The sequence below is a fragment of the Pseudomonas sp. B611 genome, assembly GCF_055407965.1.
The window spans coordinates 52943-69605 of the sequence record NZ_JBUZST010000005.1; the positions used below are offsets into that span (position 1 = coordinate 52943).

General features: G+C 60.1%; 19 protein-coding genes. All 19 read right to left on the reverse strand.

The window, feature by feature from the left end; genetic code table 11:
- Positions 1–11: 11 nt before the first annotated feature.
- Positions 12–800, reverse strand: a complete 789-nt coding sequence (locus ACZRMO_RS12970; protein WP_463973113.1) for a protein phosphatase CheZ — start codon at positions 798–800, stop codon at positions 12–14.
- Positions 801–818: 18 nt separating this feature from the next.
- Positions 819–1193: a chemotaxis response regulator CheY gene (locus tag ACZRMO_RS12975; RefSeq protein WP_015885173.1), complete on the reverse strand. Its 375-nt coding sequence runs from the start codon at positions 1191–1193 to the stop codon at positions 819–821.
- A gap of 168 nt (positions 1194–1361) precedes the next feature.
- The gene (gene fliA, locus ACZRMO_RS12980) at positions 1362–2102 is read right to left on the reverse strand and encodes an RNA polymerase sigma factor FliA (protein WP_017735226.1); all 741 of its coding nucleotides are present in this window, start codon (positions 2100–2102) and stop codon (positions 1362–1364) included.
- The gene (gene fleN / locus ACZRMO_RS12985; RefSeq protein ID WP_003192912.1) at positions 2099–2932 is read right to left on the reverse strand and encodes a flagellar synthesis regulator FleN; all 834 of its coding nucleotides are present in this window, start codon (positions 2930–2932) and stop codon (positions 2099–2101) included. Before fleN ends, fliA begins: the two co-directional genes overlap by 4 nt.
- Positions 2933–3037: 105 nt before the next feature.
- Positions 3038–4354, reverse strand: a complete 1317-nt coding sequence (gene flhF / locus ACZRMO_RS12990) for a flagellar biosynthesis protein FlhF (protein ID WP_017735225.1) — start codon at positions 4352–4354, stop codon at positions 3038–3040.
- Between the two features lie 11 nt (positions 4355–4365).
- Complete coding sequence (gene flhA / locus ACZRMO_RS12995; RefSeq protein ID WP_463973114.1) at positions 4366–6480, reverse strand: flagellar biosynthesis protein FlhA; 2115 nt, start codon at positions 6478–6480, stop codon at positions 4366–4368.
- A 250-nt stretch (positions 6481–6730) separates the two neighbouring features.
- The gene (locus ACZRMO_RS13000) at positions 6731–6997 is read right to left on the reverse strand and encodes a bacteriocin immunity protein (RefSeq protein WP_463973115.1); all 267 of its coding nucleotides are present in this window, start codon (positions 6995–6997) and stop codon (positions 6731–6733) included.
- A gap of 37 nt (positions 6998–7034) precedes the next feature.
- Positions 7035–7289, reverse strand: a complete 255-nt coding sequence (locus ACZRMO_RS13005) for a bacteriocin immunity protein (RefSeq protein ID WP_463973116.1) — start codon at positions 7287–7289, stop codon at positions 7035–7037.
- Entirely contained in the window at positions 7289–8854 is a 1566-nt protein-coding gene (locus ACZRMO_RS13010) for an S-type pyocin domain-containing protein (protein ID WP_463973117.1), read from the reverse strand. The genes ACZRMO_RS13005 and ACZRMO_RS13010 overlap by 1 nt, the downstream gene beginning before the upstream one ends.
- Before the next feature lie 199 nt (positions 8855–9053).
- A complete protein-coding gene (gene cspE / locus ACZRMO_RS13015; RefSeq protein WP_463973118.1) occupies positions 9054–9266 on the reverse strand; it encodes a transcription antiterminator/RNA stability regulator CspE in 213 nt (70 codons plus the stop codon).
- Positions 9267–9736: 470 nt separating this feature from the next.
- Positions 9737–10873 carry a flagellar biosynthesis protein FlhB gene (flhB, locus tag ACZRMO_RS13020; RefSeq protein WP_463973119.1) on the reverse strand — a complete coding sequence of 379 codons (1137 nt, stop codon included), beginning with the start codon at positions 10871–10873 and terminating at the stop codon, positions 9737–9739.
- Between the two features lie 3 nt (positions 10874–10876).
- Positions 10877–11662, reverse strand: coding sequence for a flagellar biosynthetic protein FliR (fliR, locus tag ACZRMO_RS13025; protein ID WP_017735220.1), 786 nt, complete (start codon positions 11660–11662; stop codon positions 10877–10879).
- Between the two features lie 4 nt (positions 11663–11666).
- The gene (gene fliQ / locus ACZRMO_RS13030) at positions 11667–11936 is read right to left on the reverse strand and encodes a flagellar biosynthesis protein FliQ (protein ID WP_003175300.1); all 270 of its coding nucleotides are present in this window, start codon (positions 11934–11936) and stop codon (positions 11667–11669) included.
- 4 nt (positions 11937–11940) lie between these two features.
- On the reverse strand, positions 11941–12684 hold the full coding sequence (fliP, locus tag ACZRMO_RS13035; protein WP_017735219.1) for a flagellar type III secretion system pore protein FliP: 744 nt from the start codon (positions 12682–12684) through the stop codon (positions 11941–11943).
- On the reverse strand, positions 12684–13121 hold the full coding sequence (fliO, locus tag ACZRMO_RS13040; RefSeq protein WP_207045201.1) for a flagellar biosynthetic protein FliO: 438 nt from the start codon (positions 13119–13121) through the stop codon (positions 12684–12686). Before fliO ends, fliP begins: the two co-directional genes overlap by 1 nt.
- 1 nt (position 13122) lies before the next feature.
- Positions 13123–13590, reverse strand: a complete 468-nt coding sequence (gene fliN, locus ACZRMO_RS13045) for a flagellar motor switch protein FliN (protein ID WP_010208756.1) — start codon at positions 13588–13590, stop codon at positions 13123–13125.
- Positions 13591–13624: 34 nt separating this feature from the next.
- On the reverse strand, positions 13625–14593 hold the full coding sequence (gene fliM / locus ACZRMO_RS13050; RefSeq protein WP_017735217.1) for a flagellar motor switch protein FliM: 969 nt from the start codon (positions 14591–14593) through the stop codon (positions 13625–13627).
- A 9-nt stretch (positions 14594–14602) separates the two neighbouring features.
- The gene (gene fliL / locus ACZRMO_RS13055) at positions 14603–15103 is read right to left on the reverse strand and encodes a flagellar basal body-associated protein FliL (protein WP_463973120.1); all 501 of its coding nucleotides are present in this window, start codon (positions 15101–15103) and stop codon (positions 14603–14605) included.
- Between the two features lie 220 nt (positions 15104–15323).
- Positions 15324–16646 carry a flagellar hook-length control protein FliK gene (locus ACZRMO_RS13060; RefSeq protein ID WP_463973121.1) on the reverse strand — a complete coding sequence of 441 codons (1323 nt, stop codon included), beginning with the start codon at positions 16644–16646 and terminating at the stop codon, positions 15324–15326.
- Between the last annotated feature and the right edge of the window lie 17 nt (positions 16647–16663).

Here is a 16663-nt window from a genome sequence, read left to right on the forward strand (position 1 = left end):
GTGGGTGCTCCTTAGAAGCCTAAACTGGATAACAGGTCATCAACATCATCTTGACCCGATACAACGTCTTCACGTTTATCGGCATGAATCTGCGGACCTTCACCCTTGGCGAGATGTTTTTGTGGATCTTTTTCCGAGAGGATCGCTTCGCGGTCATGTTCGATGCCGGCAAAACGGTCAACCTGGCCTGCCATGAGCACCAATTTGAGCAAATTGCTTTCCACTTCGGTGACCAGTTGGGTCACGCGCTTGATCACCTGACCGGTGAGGTCCTGGTAATCCTGGGCCAGCAGAATGTCATTGAGGTTGCTGGAAACCGTGCGATTTTCCTGCTCGCTGCGTGACAGGAAACCTTCGACCCGACGCGCCAATTCACGAAACTCCTCCGCCCCGACTTCGCGACGCATGAAGCGACCCCAGTCGTGGCTCAAGGCTTGGGCTTCGTTGGCCATGCCATTGACCAGGGGGGTGGCGTTTTCCACCAGGTCCATGGTCCGGTTGGCCGCCGCCTCAGTCAGCCTGACCACATAGGACAGGCGTTCGGTGGCATCGGTGATCTGCGAGATTTCTTCGGCCTGGGGCATGTGCGGGTCAATCTGGAAATTGACAATCGCACTGTGCAGCTCGCGTGTGAGCTTGCCCACTTCCTGGTACAGGCCGCGGTCACGGGTCTGGTTGAGCTCATGGATCAACTGCACCGCGTCGCCGAACTGGCCTTTTTCAAGGCTGTCGACCAACTGGTGAGCATGCTTCTTCAGGGTCGACTCGAAGTCTCCCTGTGATATTTCTTTATGCTCCATAGCTCCCCCGCGATGGCATTAGCCGTGGATGCGTTCGAAAATTTTCTCGATCTTCTCTTTCAGCGCCAATGCCGTGAAAGGCTTGACCACGTAACCGTTGACCCCGGCCTGGGCGGCTTCGATGATCTGTTCACGCTTGGCTTCGGCGGTCACCATCAACACCGGCAAGCTGCGCAATTTTTCGTCCGCACGCACGTGGCGCAGCAGGTCGATACCGGTCATGCCCGGCATGTTCCAGTCAGTTACCAGAAAGTCGATGCTCCCGCTGTTGAGGATCGGAATCGCCGTAATGCCGTCATCCGCCTCGACCGTGTTTGTGAACCCAAGGTCACGCAACAGGTTTTTAATGATCCGCCGCATCGTTGAGAAGTCATCAACGATGAGGATTTTCATGTTCTTGTCCAATTCGACCTCCAAGCAGTCTTAAACGCGCCCAGCACCTGGACGCGCCATTTCAATCAACAGGCGTTACACAAAAAGGACTGCCCAGGGCACCACGGTGCAAACCCGCAAAAGCCTGAGGCCTTCACGGGTTCGTCTGCAGTGTCCCCACACCGCCTGTCAGCGCGCGCGCCACTCTCCCAATCGCCCCCGCAAGCGGGCTGCGCACTGGCTATGCAGCTGGCTGACACGCGACTCGCTGACCCCCAGGACCTCACCGATTTCCTTGAGGTTCAGCTCTTCGTCGTAGTACAGCGCCAACACCAGTCGCTCACGCTCCGGCAAATTGGCAATCGCGTCCGCCAACGCGCCCTGGAAACGTTCGTCTTCCAGGTCACGCGACGGCTCAAGATGTGCACTTGCGCCGTCCTCATGCAGCCCCTCGTGTTCGCCGTCCTGTAGCAGGTCGTCGAAACTGAACAGGCGGCTGCCCAAGGTATCGTTCAAAATCCCGTAGTAATCGTCGAGACTCAATTGGAGTTCGGCCGCAACTTCGTGATCTTTAGCGTCGCGACCGGTTTTTGCTTCAATTGCACGAATTGCGTCACTGACCATGCGTGTATTGCGGTGTACCGAACGCGGCGCCCAATCCCCTTTACGCACTTCATCGAGCATCGCACCCCGGATGCGGATACCCGCATACGTCTCGAAACTCGCACCCTTGCTCGCATCGTATTTGGTCGAGACTTCGAGCAGGCCGATCATGCCGGCCTGGATCAAGTCTTCAACCTGCACACTCGCGGGCAAACGCGCCAACAAGTGATAAGCGATGCGCTTGACCAGTGGCGCATAGCGCTCGATCAATTCGCCTTGGCTGTCACGTGCCGACTTCTTGTAAAGGTTGTAGCCGCTGGCTGTCATAGCACCGGTCCTGCGCTCGTCTGATGCACCAATCGCTCGACGAAAAACTCCAGATGCCCCCGCGGGTTGGCGGGCAACGGCCAGGTATCGACCTTCTGGGCAATAGCCTTGAACGCCAGTGCGCACTTCGAACGAGGGAACGCTTCATAGACCGCACGCTGCTTTTGCACGGCCTTGCGCACACACTCATCATAGGGAACTGCGCCGACGTATTGTAAGGCGACATCGAGGAAGCGATCCGTGACCTTGGTCAACTTGGCGAACAGGTTGCGACCTTCTTGCGGGCTCTGGGCCATGTTGGCCAGGACACGGAATCGGTTCATGCCGTAGTCACGGTTGAGCAGTTTGATCAGGGCGTAGGCGTCGGTGATCGAGGTGGGTTCATCGCAGACCACCAGCAAGACTTCCTGCGCGGCGCGCACAAAGCTGACCACGGACTCGCCGATCCCGGCGGCGGTGTCGATCACCAGCACGTCGAGGTTGTCGCCGATATCGCTGAATGCCTGGATCAGGCCGGCATGTTGCGCCGGGCTCAGGTGCACCATGCTCTGGGTGCCCGAGGCCGCCGGCACGATGCGGATCCCGCCAGGCCCCTGCAGCAGCACGTCGCGCAGCTCACAGCGGCCCTCGATCACATCGGCAAGGGTATGTTTGGGCGTCAGCCCCAGCAGAACGTCGACGTTCGCCAGCCCCAGGTCAGCATCCAGCAGCATGACGCGACGGCCAAGCTCTGCCAGGGCCAGGGACAAATTCACTGACACGTTAGTTTTCCCGACGCCACCTTTGCCGCCGGTCACCGCGATCACCTGTACGGGATGCATGCTGCCCATTTTATTTCTTTACCTTGTCTTGCTTAGACGCAGGCTACATGGCTTGGCCGCGTGAATCGCTTGCAGACCATCGATGTAGGTACATTTCACGGTGTTCGTACTGCCTCAACCCACCCGCTTTGCCGGGTTGTGATAGAGGTCAGCGAACATATCGGCCATCGCTTCCTCGCTAGGCTCTTCTTGCATTTGTACGCTGACTGCCCGGCTGACCAACTGATGACGGCGCGGCAGATGCAAATCATCTGGAATCCGCGGCCCGTCGGTCAGGTAGGCGACCGGCAGTTCATGGCTGATAGCCAGGCTCAACACTTCGCCCAGGCTCGCCGTCTCATCCAGTTTAGTCAGGATGCAGCCGGCCAGCCCGCAACGCTTGTAGCTGTGATACGCAGCGGTAAGAACCTGTTTCTGGCTGGTGGTTGCAAGCACCAGGTAATTTTTCGATTTGATGCCACGCCCGGCCAGGCTTTCCAGTTGCATGCGCAAGGCCGGGTCGCTGGCTTGCAGGCCGGCCGTATCGATCAGCACCACGCGCTTGCGCAGCAGCGGATCGAGGGCGTTGGCCAGGGACTGGCCCGGGTCGACGTGGGTCACCGACACATTGAGGATGCGCCCCAGGGTCTTGAGCTGCTCCTGGGCACCGATGCGGTAGCTGTCCATGCTCACCAGCGCGATATTCTGCGCGCCGTACTTGAGCACATAACGCGCCGCCAGCTTGGCCAGGGTGGTGGTCTTGCCCATGCCGGCAGGGCCGACCATGGCGATCACACCGCCCTCTTCCAGGGGTTCGATTTCCGGGGTGACGATCATCCGCGCCAGGTGCGCCAGCAGCATGCGCCAGGCCTGGCGGGGTTCTTCGATTTCGGTGGTCAGCGCCAGCAGGTCGCGGGACAACGGGCCGGACAGGCCGATGCGTTGCAGGCGACGCCAGAGGTTGGCCTGGGCCGGCTTGCTGCCTTGCAGCTGCGTCCACGCCAGGGAGCCCAGCTGCACTTCCAGCAGCTCACGCAGGCCGTTTAGCTCAAAGCGCATCGAGTCGAACACGCGCTGGTCAACCGCGGCGGCCGGGGCTGGCGCTGCGGGACGTGGCGGTTCGGTCAACGTCGGCTCGACCAGCGGCTCGGCAGCAGTCAGCGGCAGGCCGGCGAACAACTGGCGATTGGTGGTGGCATCGCTGTCGCCACGCATGCTCAGCTCAGCCTGGGCCGAGACGATGCGCGAGGCGGTCTTGCGCAGCTCGTCTTCGAGTTCCATGTTCGGCACGCGCGGGGCCAACGCCTGAGGGGTGTAATCCAGGGCAGCCGTCAGCTCGACACCGCCGGCAATACGACGGTTACCGATAATCGCGGCGTCGGCGCCCAGCTCATCACGCACCAGTTTCATGGCCTGACGCATATCGGCGGCGAAAAAACGCTTCACTTGCATAACCCACTACCTCAGCCGTTGGGCCCTACTGTCGCGACGATAGTCACTTGCTTGTTGTCAGGAATTTCCTGATAAGCCAAAACGTGCAAATTCGGAACTGCCAGGCGTCCAAACCGCGACAGCATCGCCCGGACGGGGCCTGCCACCAGCAGAATCACTGGATGGCCCTGCATTTCCTGGCGCTGTGCGGCGTCGATCAACGAACGCTGCAGTTTTTCAGCCATGCTTGGCTCCAGCAGAACGCCCTCTTCCTGGCCTTGTCCTGCCTTCTGGATACTATTGAGCAATATTTGTTCCAACCTTGGTTCCAAGGTGATCACAGGCAGCTCAGACTCAGTGCCTACAATGCTTTGCACGATGGCGCGGGACAATCCGACCCGCACCGCCGCCACCAATGCGGCAGTATCTTGACTCTTGGCGGCATTGTTGGCGATGGCCTCGGCAATGCTGCGGATGTCGCGCACCGGCACTTGTTCGGACAACAGCGCCTGCAACACCTTGAGCAACTGCGACAGCGACAGCACGCCCGGCACCAGTTCTTCGGCGAGTTTTGGCGAGGCTTTGGCCAGCAGGCCCATCAATTGCTGGACTTCCTCGTGGCCGATCAGCTCGTGGGAGTGCTTGTAGAGGATCTGGTTAAGGTGCGTGGCGACCACGGTGCTGGCGTCTACCACGGTGTAACCGAGGGACTGGGCCTGGCTGCGCTGGCTGATTTCGATCCACACCGCTTCCAGGCCAAAAGCCGGATCTTTGGCGGTGATGCCATTGAGGGTGCCGAAGACCTGGCCGGGGTTGATCGCCAGCTCGCGGTCTGGGTAGATCTCGGCTTCGGCGAGGATCACCCCCATCAGGGTCAGGCGGTAGGCGCTTGGGGCCAGGTCGAGGTTGTCGCGGATATGCACGGTGGGCATCAGGAAACCCAGGTCCTGGGACAGCTTCTTGCGCACGCCCTTGATCCGCGCGAGCAACTGGCCGCCCTGGTTGCGGTCCACCAGCGGAATCAGGCGGTAGCCGACTTCCAGGCCGATCATGTCGATCGGCGTGACGTCGTCCCAGCCAAGCTCCTTGGTTTCCGAGGCCCGAGCCGGGGACGGCAGCTGCTCTTGCTGACGGGCGACTTCTTGCAGGGCCTGGACTTTGACCGCGTTTTGCTTCTTCCAGAACAGGTACGCCGCGCCGCCCGCCAAGGCCGCCATGCTCAAGAACGACACATGAGGCATACCCGGCACGATGCCCATGATCGCCATGATCCCCGCCGCCACGGCCAGGGCCTTGGGCGAGGCAAACATCTGCCGGCTGATCTGCTTGCCCATGTCTTCGGAGCCCGAAGCACGGGTCACCATGATCGCCGCTGCTGTAGATAACAACAGTGATGGCAATTGCGCCACTAAACCGTCACCGATGGTCAGCAAGGCATACACGCGACCGGCATCGCCGAAGGTCATGCCGTGCTGGAAGATACCGACCGCCATGCCGCCGATCAGGTTGATGAACAGGATCAGCAGGCCGGCGATGGCGTCACCGCGCACGAACTTGCTGGCACCGTCCATGGAGCCGTAGAACTCGGCCTCCTGGGCAACCTCCAGACGACGCGTCTTGGCTTGGTTCTGGTCGATCAGGCCGGCGTTGAGGTCGGCGTCGATGGCCATCTGCTTGCCGGGCATGGCGTCGAGGGTAAACCGTGCGCTCACCTCGGAAATCCGCCCGGCGCCCTTGGTCACCACGACGAAGTTGATGATCATGAGGATCGCGAACACCACGATACCGACCACGTAGTTACCGCCGATCACCACCTCACCGAAGGCCTGGATCACCTTACCGGCGGCGGCGTGGCCGTCCTGGCCGTGCAGCATTACCACACGTGTAGAGGCTACGTTCAACGCCAGCCGCAGCAGGGTCGCCACCAGCAGAATCGTGGGGAACACCGCAAAGTCCAACGGCCGCAGGGCGTACACGCAGACCAGCAGCACCACGACGGACAGGGCAATGTTGAAAGTGAAGAACACGTCCAAAAGGAACGGCGGCATCGGCAACATCATCATTGCCAGCATCACCAGCAACAACAACGGCACACCCAGATTGCCCCGCGACAGGTCAGTCAGGGTGCCACGGGCCGTGCTGAACATTTGAGAGCGATCTACCACCGGTATTCCTCGTGTCCCTTGAAGCAAAGTTTTGACGCCAGAAGGCGTCCTGGAGGCGGTATTGCAAGAAGCCTTCCAACTTTTGCTTCAAAGGGCAGATCGCGGTGAAACCCCATCTACCTGTGGGAGCGGGCTTGCCCGCGATGGCGGTGGATCAGCCTGCACATGCATTGCCTGACACTGCGCTTTCGCGGGCAAGCCCGCTCCCACAATTAACCGAGTCGATTCTGGGTCAGTCTTCTTTAAATCCTGGCAAACCCTGAGCGGCGCGCCATGCCTTCACAGCTTGTGCGACGCCCTCTGGCGAGCTATCCGCCCCAGGCTCAGGGTAAAAAATCAGGTCGGTGCCGTCAGGATGACCAGCGAGTTGCCTGAACCTTTCAAGTAGCTCTCCCAGAGCCGCATCAGTTCCGACCTTGTTGACCAGCAGTATTTGATTTATGGATTCAACAAATTCGCTTTCTGTGTACTCGCACAAATGACTTTTGGATAGTTCCACTTCAAACACCTACGGACGCGGACAGCATCAATTCGGGTTAGGCATCTTTAAAACTCGCCAACCCTTTGGATGAGCAGTAGTCCTTGATCGTCCGAATCACCCCACCCGGAGAGTCATCAGCACCCGTCTCAGGATAAAAGAGCAAGTCGCTACCTGCTGGATGTGGCACTAGATTATTGAAGTGCTCTAACAACTCGCCTACCTCCTCATCACCTTCAGCATTCTCGATGGAGTGAATCAGGGCTATGAACTCCTGCTCTGTGTAGTCGATAAGCGCAGTTTTAGATTTCATCATTCATCACCTCTGTGTATATCAATGTGACGTATTGGCGTAACCGCTCGAAGATTATCTACATCGTAAACGGCACCGCCATCCTTGATTAGGTCTACATGATGCAGTTCAAATGCACTCCGTTTTCCAACATGCTCGCCTTTCGGTGCAATCGGCGCTAAACCTTTTGTCATACGAAGACGGTTGCGAGAACTAAATTGGTTTCTTAAGTCAACGTCATTGGCTATCGCGCTCCAAAAAGACCTTCTGAAAGCATCAAAACCACTAAACTTTTCCCCACGTAGAAGATCAGCAATCTGGCGGGGTATCGGCGCACCCGCCCCCTCCCCAGCCCCCGCCAACCAAATCTCCGCCACATCACCCCCTCGCCCCGTCACAACCCCCGGCTGACGACGCACATTCATCACAACATACAACGGCCTCACCCCCGACCCCGCCGGGAACACAAGAATGAAATCCTTGTACTCAGGCGGATGTATCGGGTTGACGATGAGGTTATCCGCCTGTTCGGTCGGCGGGTAAATCCAGATTTTCGGGGCTTGCGGCCTGCCCTCCAGGGGTGGAATGCCCGAAGTGGTGGACGGATCGACCGCTGGCGTCCAGATCAGGGTCACCCCGTCGCCGAAATCGGCCACTTGCTCAGCGCCACGCGCCTTGAATTGCACGACCGGAATCATTTCCCAGTCGGGGCGTTGCTGGGTGTTGTACCCATACCCTTTCAAAGTGCCGTCGGCTTGTTGCTCTATATGCAACCGAATTCGCGTGCGGCCTTGCTTCAACGAATCGAGCTGCTCATCGGTGTACAAGCTGCTGTCACCCAGGCTGGACGGCCAAAGCAGTCCAACCAGGCCCGCCAGCGCACTGGCCCCAACAGTCGACGCAACTGCCCCGGCACCGCAAAGACCACCACAGGCGACTCCCGCTGTAGCGGCCGCTGTTCCGCCCAAGGCCAACGTGCCAAGCGCCGCAGGCAAGGGGTTGCCCCTGATTTGTTTGAGAACGATATTTCCAGCGGGATTGGTTTCATCGCCACCCAGCAAGGCAAAAGTGCCGTACTCAGCGACCCCACAAGTGGGAACTGGCCCGCCAAACTCGGTGTAATCAATGGCGCCGTCAGGCAATGTGCGGGGTTTGGTAAACGTACAGTGGTAGTGCTTTTCGGGAGCGGGCTGGCGCGATACCTCTAGCACCTCAGCACGTCGTAGCGATGCGCTCTCTTGAACCCGAGGAGGGTGGGAGACACTCTCCAGCACGCGCTTGCCAGTGATTGCCCACCATCGGTTGGCAGTGTCGCGACTTAGCGGGCTGATGGGTCTATCCAACACCAACAACCAATCACCGCGCTCAACCGCTTCCAGCATCTTACGTATGTGAGACTCGGGTATGTTGTGGGCATCGCGACCGTAGCAACCAAACTCCGCCTTAAGTTCGTTCAACCCGAACATACCCCCATATCCAGCCAGAGATCGTCGGATATGAAACTCCGCAAAAAATGGAGATTCAATTTTTTCGAAACCAATCCCTAACCGCTCACGATCTTGCCGACGAATAAGTCGCTCCCACATGACACATCCCCAGCTCTCCTAAGGATGGCTGGGAATGCTGTCGAATCGCGCAAAGCCAGACAACTGACCGTTCGGCTAGGTATGCGTAGAAATAGATATTTCCGACACGGTTTTGACGCTCTGGATGACAGAGCGCTAGAGGAAAGCGAGCACTAACGGCCTAATGACTGATCGTTCCTGCGCCACCCTGCGGGAATGATCACAAAGCTCCAAGGGCGCGGACGTTTTCAGCCTGCGGGCCTTTTTGACCCTGAGTGACGCCGTACTCGACTTTCTGACCTTCTGCGAGGGTTTTGAAACCCTTATCATCTATCGCCGAATAGTGGACAAACACATCCGCCGACCCGTCGTCCGGCGAGATAAACCCAAACCCCTTCTCCGCGTTAAACCACTTCACAGTGCCTGTTGCCATTGCCGTTCTCCCGACTTCTCATTTAACAACCCGAGATAAGTGTGATGCTGGCTGCGAATACGCCCTGGGGCCGGTGGATTCTTGCAAACCTCACCCGCAGTCCTTCGTTGAGCCGAACCCCGGCAGAGCTGATGAGGTCCACGCGCACCTGCTCGCTCCCGCCATCCATTGCTATTACGCCCTCCCCCGTCTCGTGGTTGTAAGATATGACCGTTCCTGAGACCCACTTCATTGTTATCTCTCTACTTCCCGCGGCGCGTGTCTAGCGCCATGGAACCGCGTGAAGTGCTAGCTGGCTACTGTCAAAGTTGACAGGTTGGGAGGAGTTTTAGACGAACGGTTTTTGTGTGAGCTTGAGGGCCTCATCGCGGGCAAGCCCGCTCCCACAGGTGACTGCGGCGCTGGATAGAGCGGTGATTTATGTGGGAGCTGGCTTGCCTGCGATGAGGCCCTTACAAGCACTGAAAATCTCAGGAATCGCGACGCAATTCCGGCGGAATCGGCAGATCCTTCAACGGGTCCGGCCGCTTGCCCTTGCCCGCGCGGTACTGGCGGATCTGGTAGACATACGCGAGCACCTGGGCCACGGCCAGGTACAGCCCGGCAGGGATTTCCTGGTCGAGGTCGGTGGAGTAGAAGATCGACCGCGCCAACGCCGGCGACTCCAGCAGCAGGATGTCATTGGCCACTGCGATTTCGCGGATCTTCAGCGCGGTAAAGTCGCTGCCCTTGGCCAGCAACATCGGCGCGCCGCCCTTCTCCGGGTCGTACTTGAGGGCGACGGCGTAGTGGGTCGGGTTGGTGATGATCACGTCGGCGTCGGGCACCGAGGCCATCATCTTGCGCTGGGACATTTCCCGTTGCAGCTGGCGAATGCGCTGCTTGACCTCGGGGCGGCCCTCTTGGTCCTTGTGTTCGTCACGCACTTCCTGCTTGGTCATCAGCAGTTTCTTATGGCTTTCCCACAGCTGGATCGGCGCATCCACGGCGGCAATGATGATCAGCCCGGCGGCCATCCACATCGCGCTCCAGCCCACCACCTGCACGCTGTGGATGATCGCCGACTCCAGCGGTTCATGGGCGATGCGCAGCAGGTCGTCGATGTCGGACGACAACACCATCAGCGCCACAAACAGAATCACGATGAACTTGGCCAGGGCCTTGAGCAACTCCACCAGGGCCTTGGCGGAGAACATGCGCTTGAGCCCGGCGCCGGGGTTCATGCGGCTGAACTTGGGCGCCATGCTACCGGCGGCAAACAGCCAGCCGCCGAGGGCGACCGGGCCGATCAACGCGGCCAGCAGCAAGGTGATCAACACCGGCTGCACCGCCAGAATCGCAATCTTGCCGGAGTGCAGCAGGTATTGGCCCATGGCACCCGGGTTGAGCAACACCTCGCGGGGCAAGGTGAAGTTGTGTTTCATCAACTCCATCAGGTCCAGCGCCAGGCCGCCACCGTAGATCAGCAAGGCGCCGGCGCCAGCCAACATGGTGGCAACGGTATTCAGCTCTTTGGAGCGGGCGATCTCGCCCTTTTCCCTGGAGTCCTTTTTACGTTTCTCCGTGGGGTCTTCTGTCTTGTCCTGACCACTCTCGCTCTCGGCCATGGCTCAGCGCGCCCGTGCCAGATCACGTAAGAACTGCAAGGCGTCAGACGCCAGCGGTTGATACTGATTGAGAATGTCAGCCATGCCGACCCAGAAAATCCCCATGCCCAACACCAGGGTCAACGGGAAACCGATGGAGAAGATGTTCAACTGCGGCGCCGCCCGGGTCATCACGCCAAACGCGATGTTGACCACCAGCAACGCGGTGATCGCTGGCAACACCAGCAACAGCGATGCACCCAGCACCCAACTGAGGCGCCCGACCAATTCCCAGAAATGGTTGACCACCAGGCCCGAGCCCACGGGCAGCGTGGTGAAACTCTCGGTCATCACCTCGAACGCCACCAGATGGCCGTTCATGGCCAGGAACAGCAAGGTCACCAGCATGGTCAGGAACTGCCCGATCACCGCCACCGACACGCCGTTGGTAGGGTCGACCATGGACGCGAAGCCCATGCCCATCTGGATCGAGATGATTTGCCCGGCGATCACAAAGGCCTGGAAAAACAGGGTCAGCGAAAAACCCAGGATCGCGCCGATCAGGATCTGCTCGGCAATCAGCAACAGCGCACTGAGGTCCAGCGCGTTGACCGGTGGCATCGGCGGCAGGCCAGGCACGATCACTACGGTGATGGCAAAGGCGAAATACAGGCGGATGCGCTTGGGCACCAGGGTCGTGCCAAACACCGGCATGGTCATCAGCACCGCCATGACCCGGAACATCGGCAGGATGAAGGACGCCACCCAGGTGCTGATCTGGGTGTCGGTCAAGGCCAGTACGGACTGCATCAGGTCAGCCGATCAACTGCGGAATACTGCCGTACAACTGCAGGATGTATTCCATGAACGTCTGCACCAGCCACGGGCCGGCGACGATCAGGGTGACCAGCATCACCAGCAAGCGCGGGAGGAAGCTCAAGGTCTGTTCGTTGATCTGCGTCGCGGCCTGGAACATCGCCACCAGCAGGCCCACCAACAGGCTCGGCACCACCAGCACGGCGACCATCATGGTGGTCAGCCACAGCGCTTCACGGAACAGGTCGACGGCTACTTCTGGAGTCATTGCGCTATACCCCGCCGAAACTGCCGGCCAGGGTGCCGATAATCAGCGCCCAACCGTCCACCAGCACAAACAGCATGATCTTGAACGGCAACGAGATGATCAGCGGTGACAGCATCATCATACCCATGGCCATCAGCACGCTCGCCACCACCAGGTCGATGATCAGGAACGGGATAAAGATCATGAAGCCGATCTGAAACGCGGTCTTCAATTCCGAGGTGACAAACGCCGGCACCAGAATGGTCAGCGGCGCCTGGTCCGGGGTGGCGATGTCGGTGCGCTTGGACAGGCGCATGAACAGTTCAAGGTCGCTGGAACGGGTCTGCGACAGCATGAAGTCCTTGATCGGGCCTTGGGCCTTGTCGATGGCGACCTGGGCCGTGATGGTTTCCGCCAGGTAGGGCTGCAGGGCTTGCTGGTTCACCTTGTCGAACACCGGCGCCATGATGAACAGCGTCAGGAACAAGGCCATGCCGGTGAGGATCTGGTTCGACGGCGTCTGCTGCAAGCCCAGGGCCTGACGCAGGATCGAGAATACGATGATGATCCGCGTGAAGCTGGTCATCAGCATGACAAACGCCGGGATAAAACTCAGCGCCGTCATGATCAGCAGGATCTGCAGGCTGACCGAATACTCCTGCGCCCCTGCCGCGTTGGTGCCCAGGGTAATCGCCGGGATCGACAACGGGTCGGCGGCAAACGCCAATGGCGCCGCCAGCAACAGCATGAGCGTCAATAAAACGCGCATTACTTCTTATCCTTCTGATCCTTGCCCAGCAACTCCATCAGGCGCTGGGCGAATTCTGGCGTGGCGGACTCGGTCTGATCCACGTTCACAGGCGTCTTGAGCACATGCAGCGGGGTGATGCGGCCAGGGGTGAGGCCCAGCAGAATCTGTTCCTCGCCGACTTGCACCAGCACCAGCCGATCACGCGGGCCAAGGGCGCGCGAGCCGATCAGCTCGATCACCTGGCCATTGCCCGGGCCGACGTTCTGCACCCGGCGCATCAGCCAGGCCAGCACGAAAATCAGGCCAACCACCAACAGCAGGCCCAGCACCAGTTGCGTCAACTGGCCGCCGAGGCCGCTGCCGACCGGCGCAGCCGTGGCGGCCTGGGCAATCGGCTCGGCGGCCATGGCGCCCAATGGCAGCGCGAGTAACAGTCCCACCATCAAGCGTTTCATATCAGCGCAGCTTCTTGATGCGTTCGCTCGGGCTGATCACGTCGGTCAGGCGGATGCCGAACTTTTCGTTGACCACCACCACTTCGCCGTGGGCAATCAGGGTGCCGTTGACCAGCACGTCCAATGGCTCACCGGCCAGGCGATCCAGCTCGATCACCGAACCCTGGTTGAGTTGCAGCAGGTTGCGGATGTTGATTTCGGTGCTGCCCACTTCCATGGAGATCGATACCGGGATGTCGAGGATCACATCCAGGTTCGGCCCATCGAGGGTCACCGGCTCGTTGTTTTTCGGCACGCTGCCGAATTCTTCCATCGGCAGGCGGTTGCCGGCCGGCGCGGTGGCGGCGTCGGCGGCCAGCAGCGCGTCGATATCGTCCTGGCCAACATCGCCGGTCTCTTCCAGGGCAGCCGCCCATTCGTCAGCCAGGGCCTGGTCTTCGGCGGAAGTGTTTTCGTGTTCGGTAGCCATTACATGTCCTCGGCGCAGCAAAAATTAAAGTTGATCAGCGGCGGTTGATCGGTTCGATCACTTGCAACGCCAGGTTGCCCTTGTGGGAACCGAGCTTGACCTTGAACGACGGCACGCCGTTGGCGCGCATGATCATTTCTTCCGGCAATTCCACGGGAATCACGTCGCCCGGCTGCATGTGCAAAATGTCGCGCAGGCGCAGTTGGCGGCGGGCCACGGTGGCGCTCAGCGGCACGTCTACATCCAGCAAGTCTTCGCGCAGGGCCTTGACCCAGCGTTCGTCCTGGTCGTCGAGGTCGGACTGGAAACCGGCGTCGAGCATTTCGCGCACCGGCTCGATCATCGAGTACGGCATGGTCACGTGCAGGTCGCCGCCACCACCATCGAGTTCAATGTGGAAGGTGGAGACCACAATGGCTTCGCTGGGGCCGACGATGTTGGCCATGGCCGGGTTCACTTCCGAGTTGATGTACTCGAAATTGACTTCCATGATCGCCTGCCAGGCTTCCTTCAAGTCGATGAAGGCCTGCTCCAGCACCATGCGCACCACGCGCAGCTCGGTGGGGGTGAACTCACGGCCTTCGATCTTGGCGTGACGGCCGTCGCCGCCGAAGAAGTTGTCCACCAGCTTGAACACCAGCTTGGCGTCGAGAATGAACAGCGCCGTACCGCGCAGCGGCTTGATCTTGACCAGGTTGAGGCTGGTGGGCACGTACAGCGAGTGCACGTACTCACCGAACTTCATCACCTGCACGCCGCCCACCGCCACGTCCGCCGAGCGGCGCAGCATGTTGAACATGCTGATGCGCGTGTAGCGGGCGAAACGCTCGTTGATCATCTCCAGGGTCGGCATGCGCCCACGGACGATGCGATCCTGGCTGGTCAGGTCGTAACTTTTGACGCTGCCGGGTTCGGCAGCCATTTCGGTCTGCACCAGACCATCGTCGACACCGTGGAGCAGCGCGTCGATTTCATCCTGGGACAGCAGGTCTTGCACGGCCATGTCGTGATCCTACTGCAGTACGTAATTGGTAAAGAGCACTTGCTCGATTGCGACTTTGCCGAGCTCTTTCTGGGACACTTCCTGCACGCTGGCCGTGACTTTCTGGCGCAGCATTTCCTGGCCGACCGGGGTGGCCAGGGCGTCGAAGCTTTGGGCGGAGAACAGCATCACCAGGTTGTTGCGGATCACCGGCATATGCACTTTGAGGGCATCCAGGTCGGCCTGGTTGCGCGCCAGCAAAGTCATGCTGACTTGCAGGTAGCGTTGACGGCCGTTCTGGTTGAAGTTGGCGACAAAGGCCGGCAGCATCGGCTCGAAGATTGCCGGTTGCTTGACGTTACTGGCGGTCTCGACAGCCGGTGCCGGCTTGCTTGCACTGCTGTGCATGATGTACCAGGTGCCACCCACGGAGGCGCCGATCGCCAGGATCAGGCCCACGACAATCAACAGGATAAGCTTGAGCTTGCCTTTGCCTGCGGGTGCTTTTGCTGCGTCGTCGCTCTTCGCCATGCCAATAATCCGTCACTATTCGGGGATTCATAGATCTACGGAAAGGCAAGAGCAAGTGTTATGCCAGAGTTGTCTGGTAATGCGCGCAAGCAGCAACACCACAAATCAACTGTGGGAGCTGGCTTGCCTGCGATAGCTATCTATCAGTTGATACACCTTTGACTGATACACCGCTATCGCAGGCAAGCCAGCTCCCACATGGACCGCGTTCCTGCTGGGGTCAGGCGTAGTAATCGACGGCGCTGGAGCCGATCACGGTGGAGGTCACCGGCGCGACCGCTTCGGCGATCTCAGCATGGGCACCGCTGTCACTATCACCCCCACGCCCACCGACGCCACTCACACCATGCGCCTGGCCCTGTTGCTGTTGCTGCTCCTGGCCACGGGACTGATCGGACACGTTCACATCCACCTGCCCCATGCCCTGTTGGGCAAACATCTCACGCAGGCGCCCGGACTGGCTCTCCAGCGCTTCCCGCACCACGGCATGGCCGCTCATGAAGCTGACCTGGGCCTGCTGGTCCGCCGTCATATTGACTTTGATATCCAGGCGCCCCAATTCCGCTGGCTGCAACTGGATCTCTGCCGACTTGAGGTTGGCGCTGGACAGGTACATCACGCGGTTGACCACTTCTTCGGTCCAGCCGCTCTGATGCATGGCCAACGGCGTGTTGGTGGCCGGCGGCAAGGCATTCGCGGTTTTCGGCGTGGCGGCCTGGGTCAATGCGGCCAGGCGGTTGGCGAAGTCATCGACACGGGTGTCGCTGCTGGCGCCTTTCAAGTCCTTGAGACCGTCTTCGATCAGCCCGCTGAAGGCCTTGTCGTCGCCCTGGTCAGTGCTGTCCTTGGCGGCTTGCTGATCAACCATATTGGCCAGGCCAGCCGTGAAATTCTGCGCGGCGGTGGGCTGGTCCAGGTTCGGCGCAGGTTTCTGCGGCGCCTGGCTGCTGGCGGAGACGTGGCCGCCCTGCTCCATTGCCAGGCGCACGGCCGGCATGGAATCCAGGGGATCGGCTTCGGGGTCGAAGGCCGCTGGCTTGACCTCGTCGGTCACCGCCAACGGCGCGGCGACCACGGGTGCCGCCTTGCTGTCGTCAGTCACCGCCGTCGCTTGCACGGGTACGGCAACCGCTGGCGTGACCGCCGCCACCAAGGCCGGGTCTACCACCGGCTCAGCCGGAGGCTGCTGCGCCAGGGCCGGGTCGACAGGTTTGGCGTCATCCGTGCTGGCGCTGTCGTCGGACTTGGCGGGCGGCTTGGCAGGCAAAGGATTGCCGCTATCGGCAACCGCCGGCTTGCTGGCGGCAGGTTTGTCGTTGCTGTTCACCTGCTTGGCATTGCCGTCAGCAAGCTTGTCGCGTGTGGTTTTTGACGGCGCGTCGTCGGCCTTTGCCACCGGTTTTGACCCCTGGTTGGCAAACACCTGGGCGAAGCCGGCGCCCTTGTCACGCGGCTCCACGGCCGCTGCCGGGGGGTTGGCAGCGGGCGCTTGCGGCTTGGCCGCAGGGGCAGCCTGGAGGAGTGAATTCGGGGCGACTGGCATAGGTAAAGGTCTCCACT

What these genes read in the sequence shown, in the direction of transcription:
- fliA (WP_017735226.1), bottom strand. Translation starts at nt 2,102, where the DNA reads ATGACAGCCAGCGGCTACAACCTTTACAAGAAGTCGGCACGTGACAGC.
- fliN (WP_010208756.1), bottom strand. Translation starts at nt 13,590, where the DNA reads ATGGCTACCGAACACGAAAACACTTCCGCCGAAGACCAGGCCCTGGCT.
- ACZRMO_RS13010 (WP_463973117.1), bottom strand. Translation starts at nt 8,854, where the DNA reads ATGTGGGAGCGACTTATTCGTCGGCAAGATCGTGAGCGGTTAGGGATT.
- ACZRMO_RS12970 (WP_463973113.1), bottom strand. Translation starts at nt 800, where the DNA reads ATGGAGCATAAAGAAATATCACAGGGAGACTTCGAGTCGACCCTGAAG.
- ACZRMO_RS13060 (WP_463973121.1), bottom strand. Translation starts at nt 16,646, where the DNA reads ATGCCAGTCGCCCCGAATTCACTCCTCCAGGCTGCCCCTGCGGCCAAG.
- fliO (WP_207045201.1), bottom strand. Translation starts at nt 13,121, where the DNA reads ATGAAACGCTTGATGGTGGGACTGTTACTCGCGCTGCCATTGGGCGCC.
- flhB (WP_463973119.1), bottom strand. Translation starts at nt 10,873, where the DNA reads ATGGCCGAGAGCGAGAGTGGTCAGGACAAGACAGAAGACCCCACGGAG.
- ACZRMO_RS13005 (WP_463973116.1), bottom strand. Translation starts at nt 7,289, where the DNA reads ATGAAATCTAAAACTGCGCTTATCGACTACACAGAGCAGGAGTTCATA.
- fliQ (WP_003175300.1), bottom strand. Translation starts at nt 11,936, where the DNA reads ATGACTCCAGAAGTAGCCGTCGACCTGTTCCGTGAAGCGCTGTGGCTG.
- fleN (WP_003192912.1), bottom strand. Translation starts at nt 2,932, where the DNA reads ATGGGCAGCATGCATCCCGTACAGGTGATCGCGGTGACCGGCGGCAAA.
- fliP (WP_017735219.1), bottom strand. Translation starts at nt 12,684, where the DNA reads ATGCGCGTTTTATTGACGCTCATGCTGTTGCTGGCGGCGCCATTGGCG.
- cspE (WP_463973118.1), bottom strand. Translation starts at nt 9,266, where the DNA reads ATGGCAACAGGCACTGTGAAGTGGTTTAACGCGGAGAAGGGGTTTGGG.
- fliR (WP_017735220.1), bottom strand. Translation starts at nt 11,662, where the DNA reads ATGCAGTCCGTACTGGCCTTGACCGACACCCAGATCAGCACCTGGGTG.
- flhF (WP_017735225.1), bottom strand. Translation starts at nt 4,354, where the DNA reads ATGCAAGTGAAGCGTTTTTTCGCCGCCGATATGCGTCAGGCCATGAAA.
- flhA (WP_463973114.1), bottom strand. Translation starts at nt 6,480, where the DNA reads ATGTTCAGCACGGCCCGTGGCACCCTGACTGACCTGTCGCGGGGCAAT.
- ACZRMO_RS12975 (WP_015885173.1), bottom strand. Translation starts at nt 1,193, where the DNA reads ATGAAAATCCTCATCGTTGATGACTTCTCAACGATGCGGCGGATCATT.
- fliM (WP_017735217.1), bottom strand. Translation starts at nt 14,593, where the DNA reads ATGGCCGTGCAAGACCTGCTGTCCCAGGATGAAATCGACGCGCTGCTC.
- fliL (WP_463973120.1), bottom strand. Translation starts at nt 15,103, where the DNA reads ATGGCGAAGAGCGACGACGCAGCAAAAGCACCCGCAGGCAAAGGCAAG.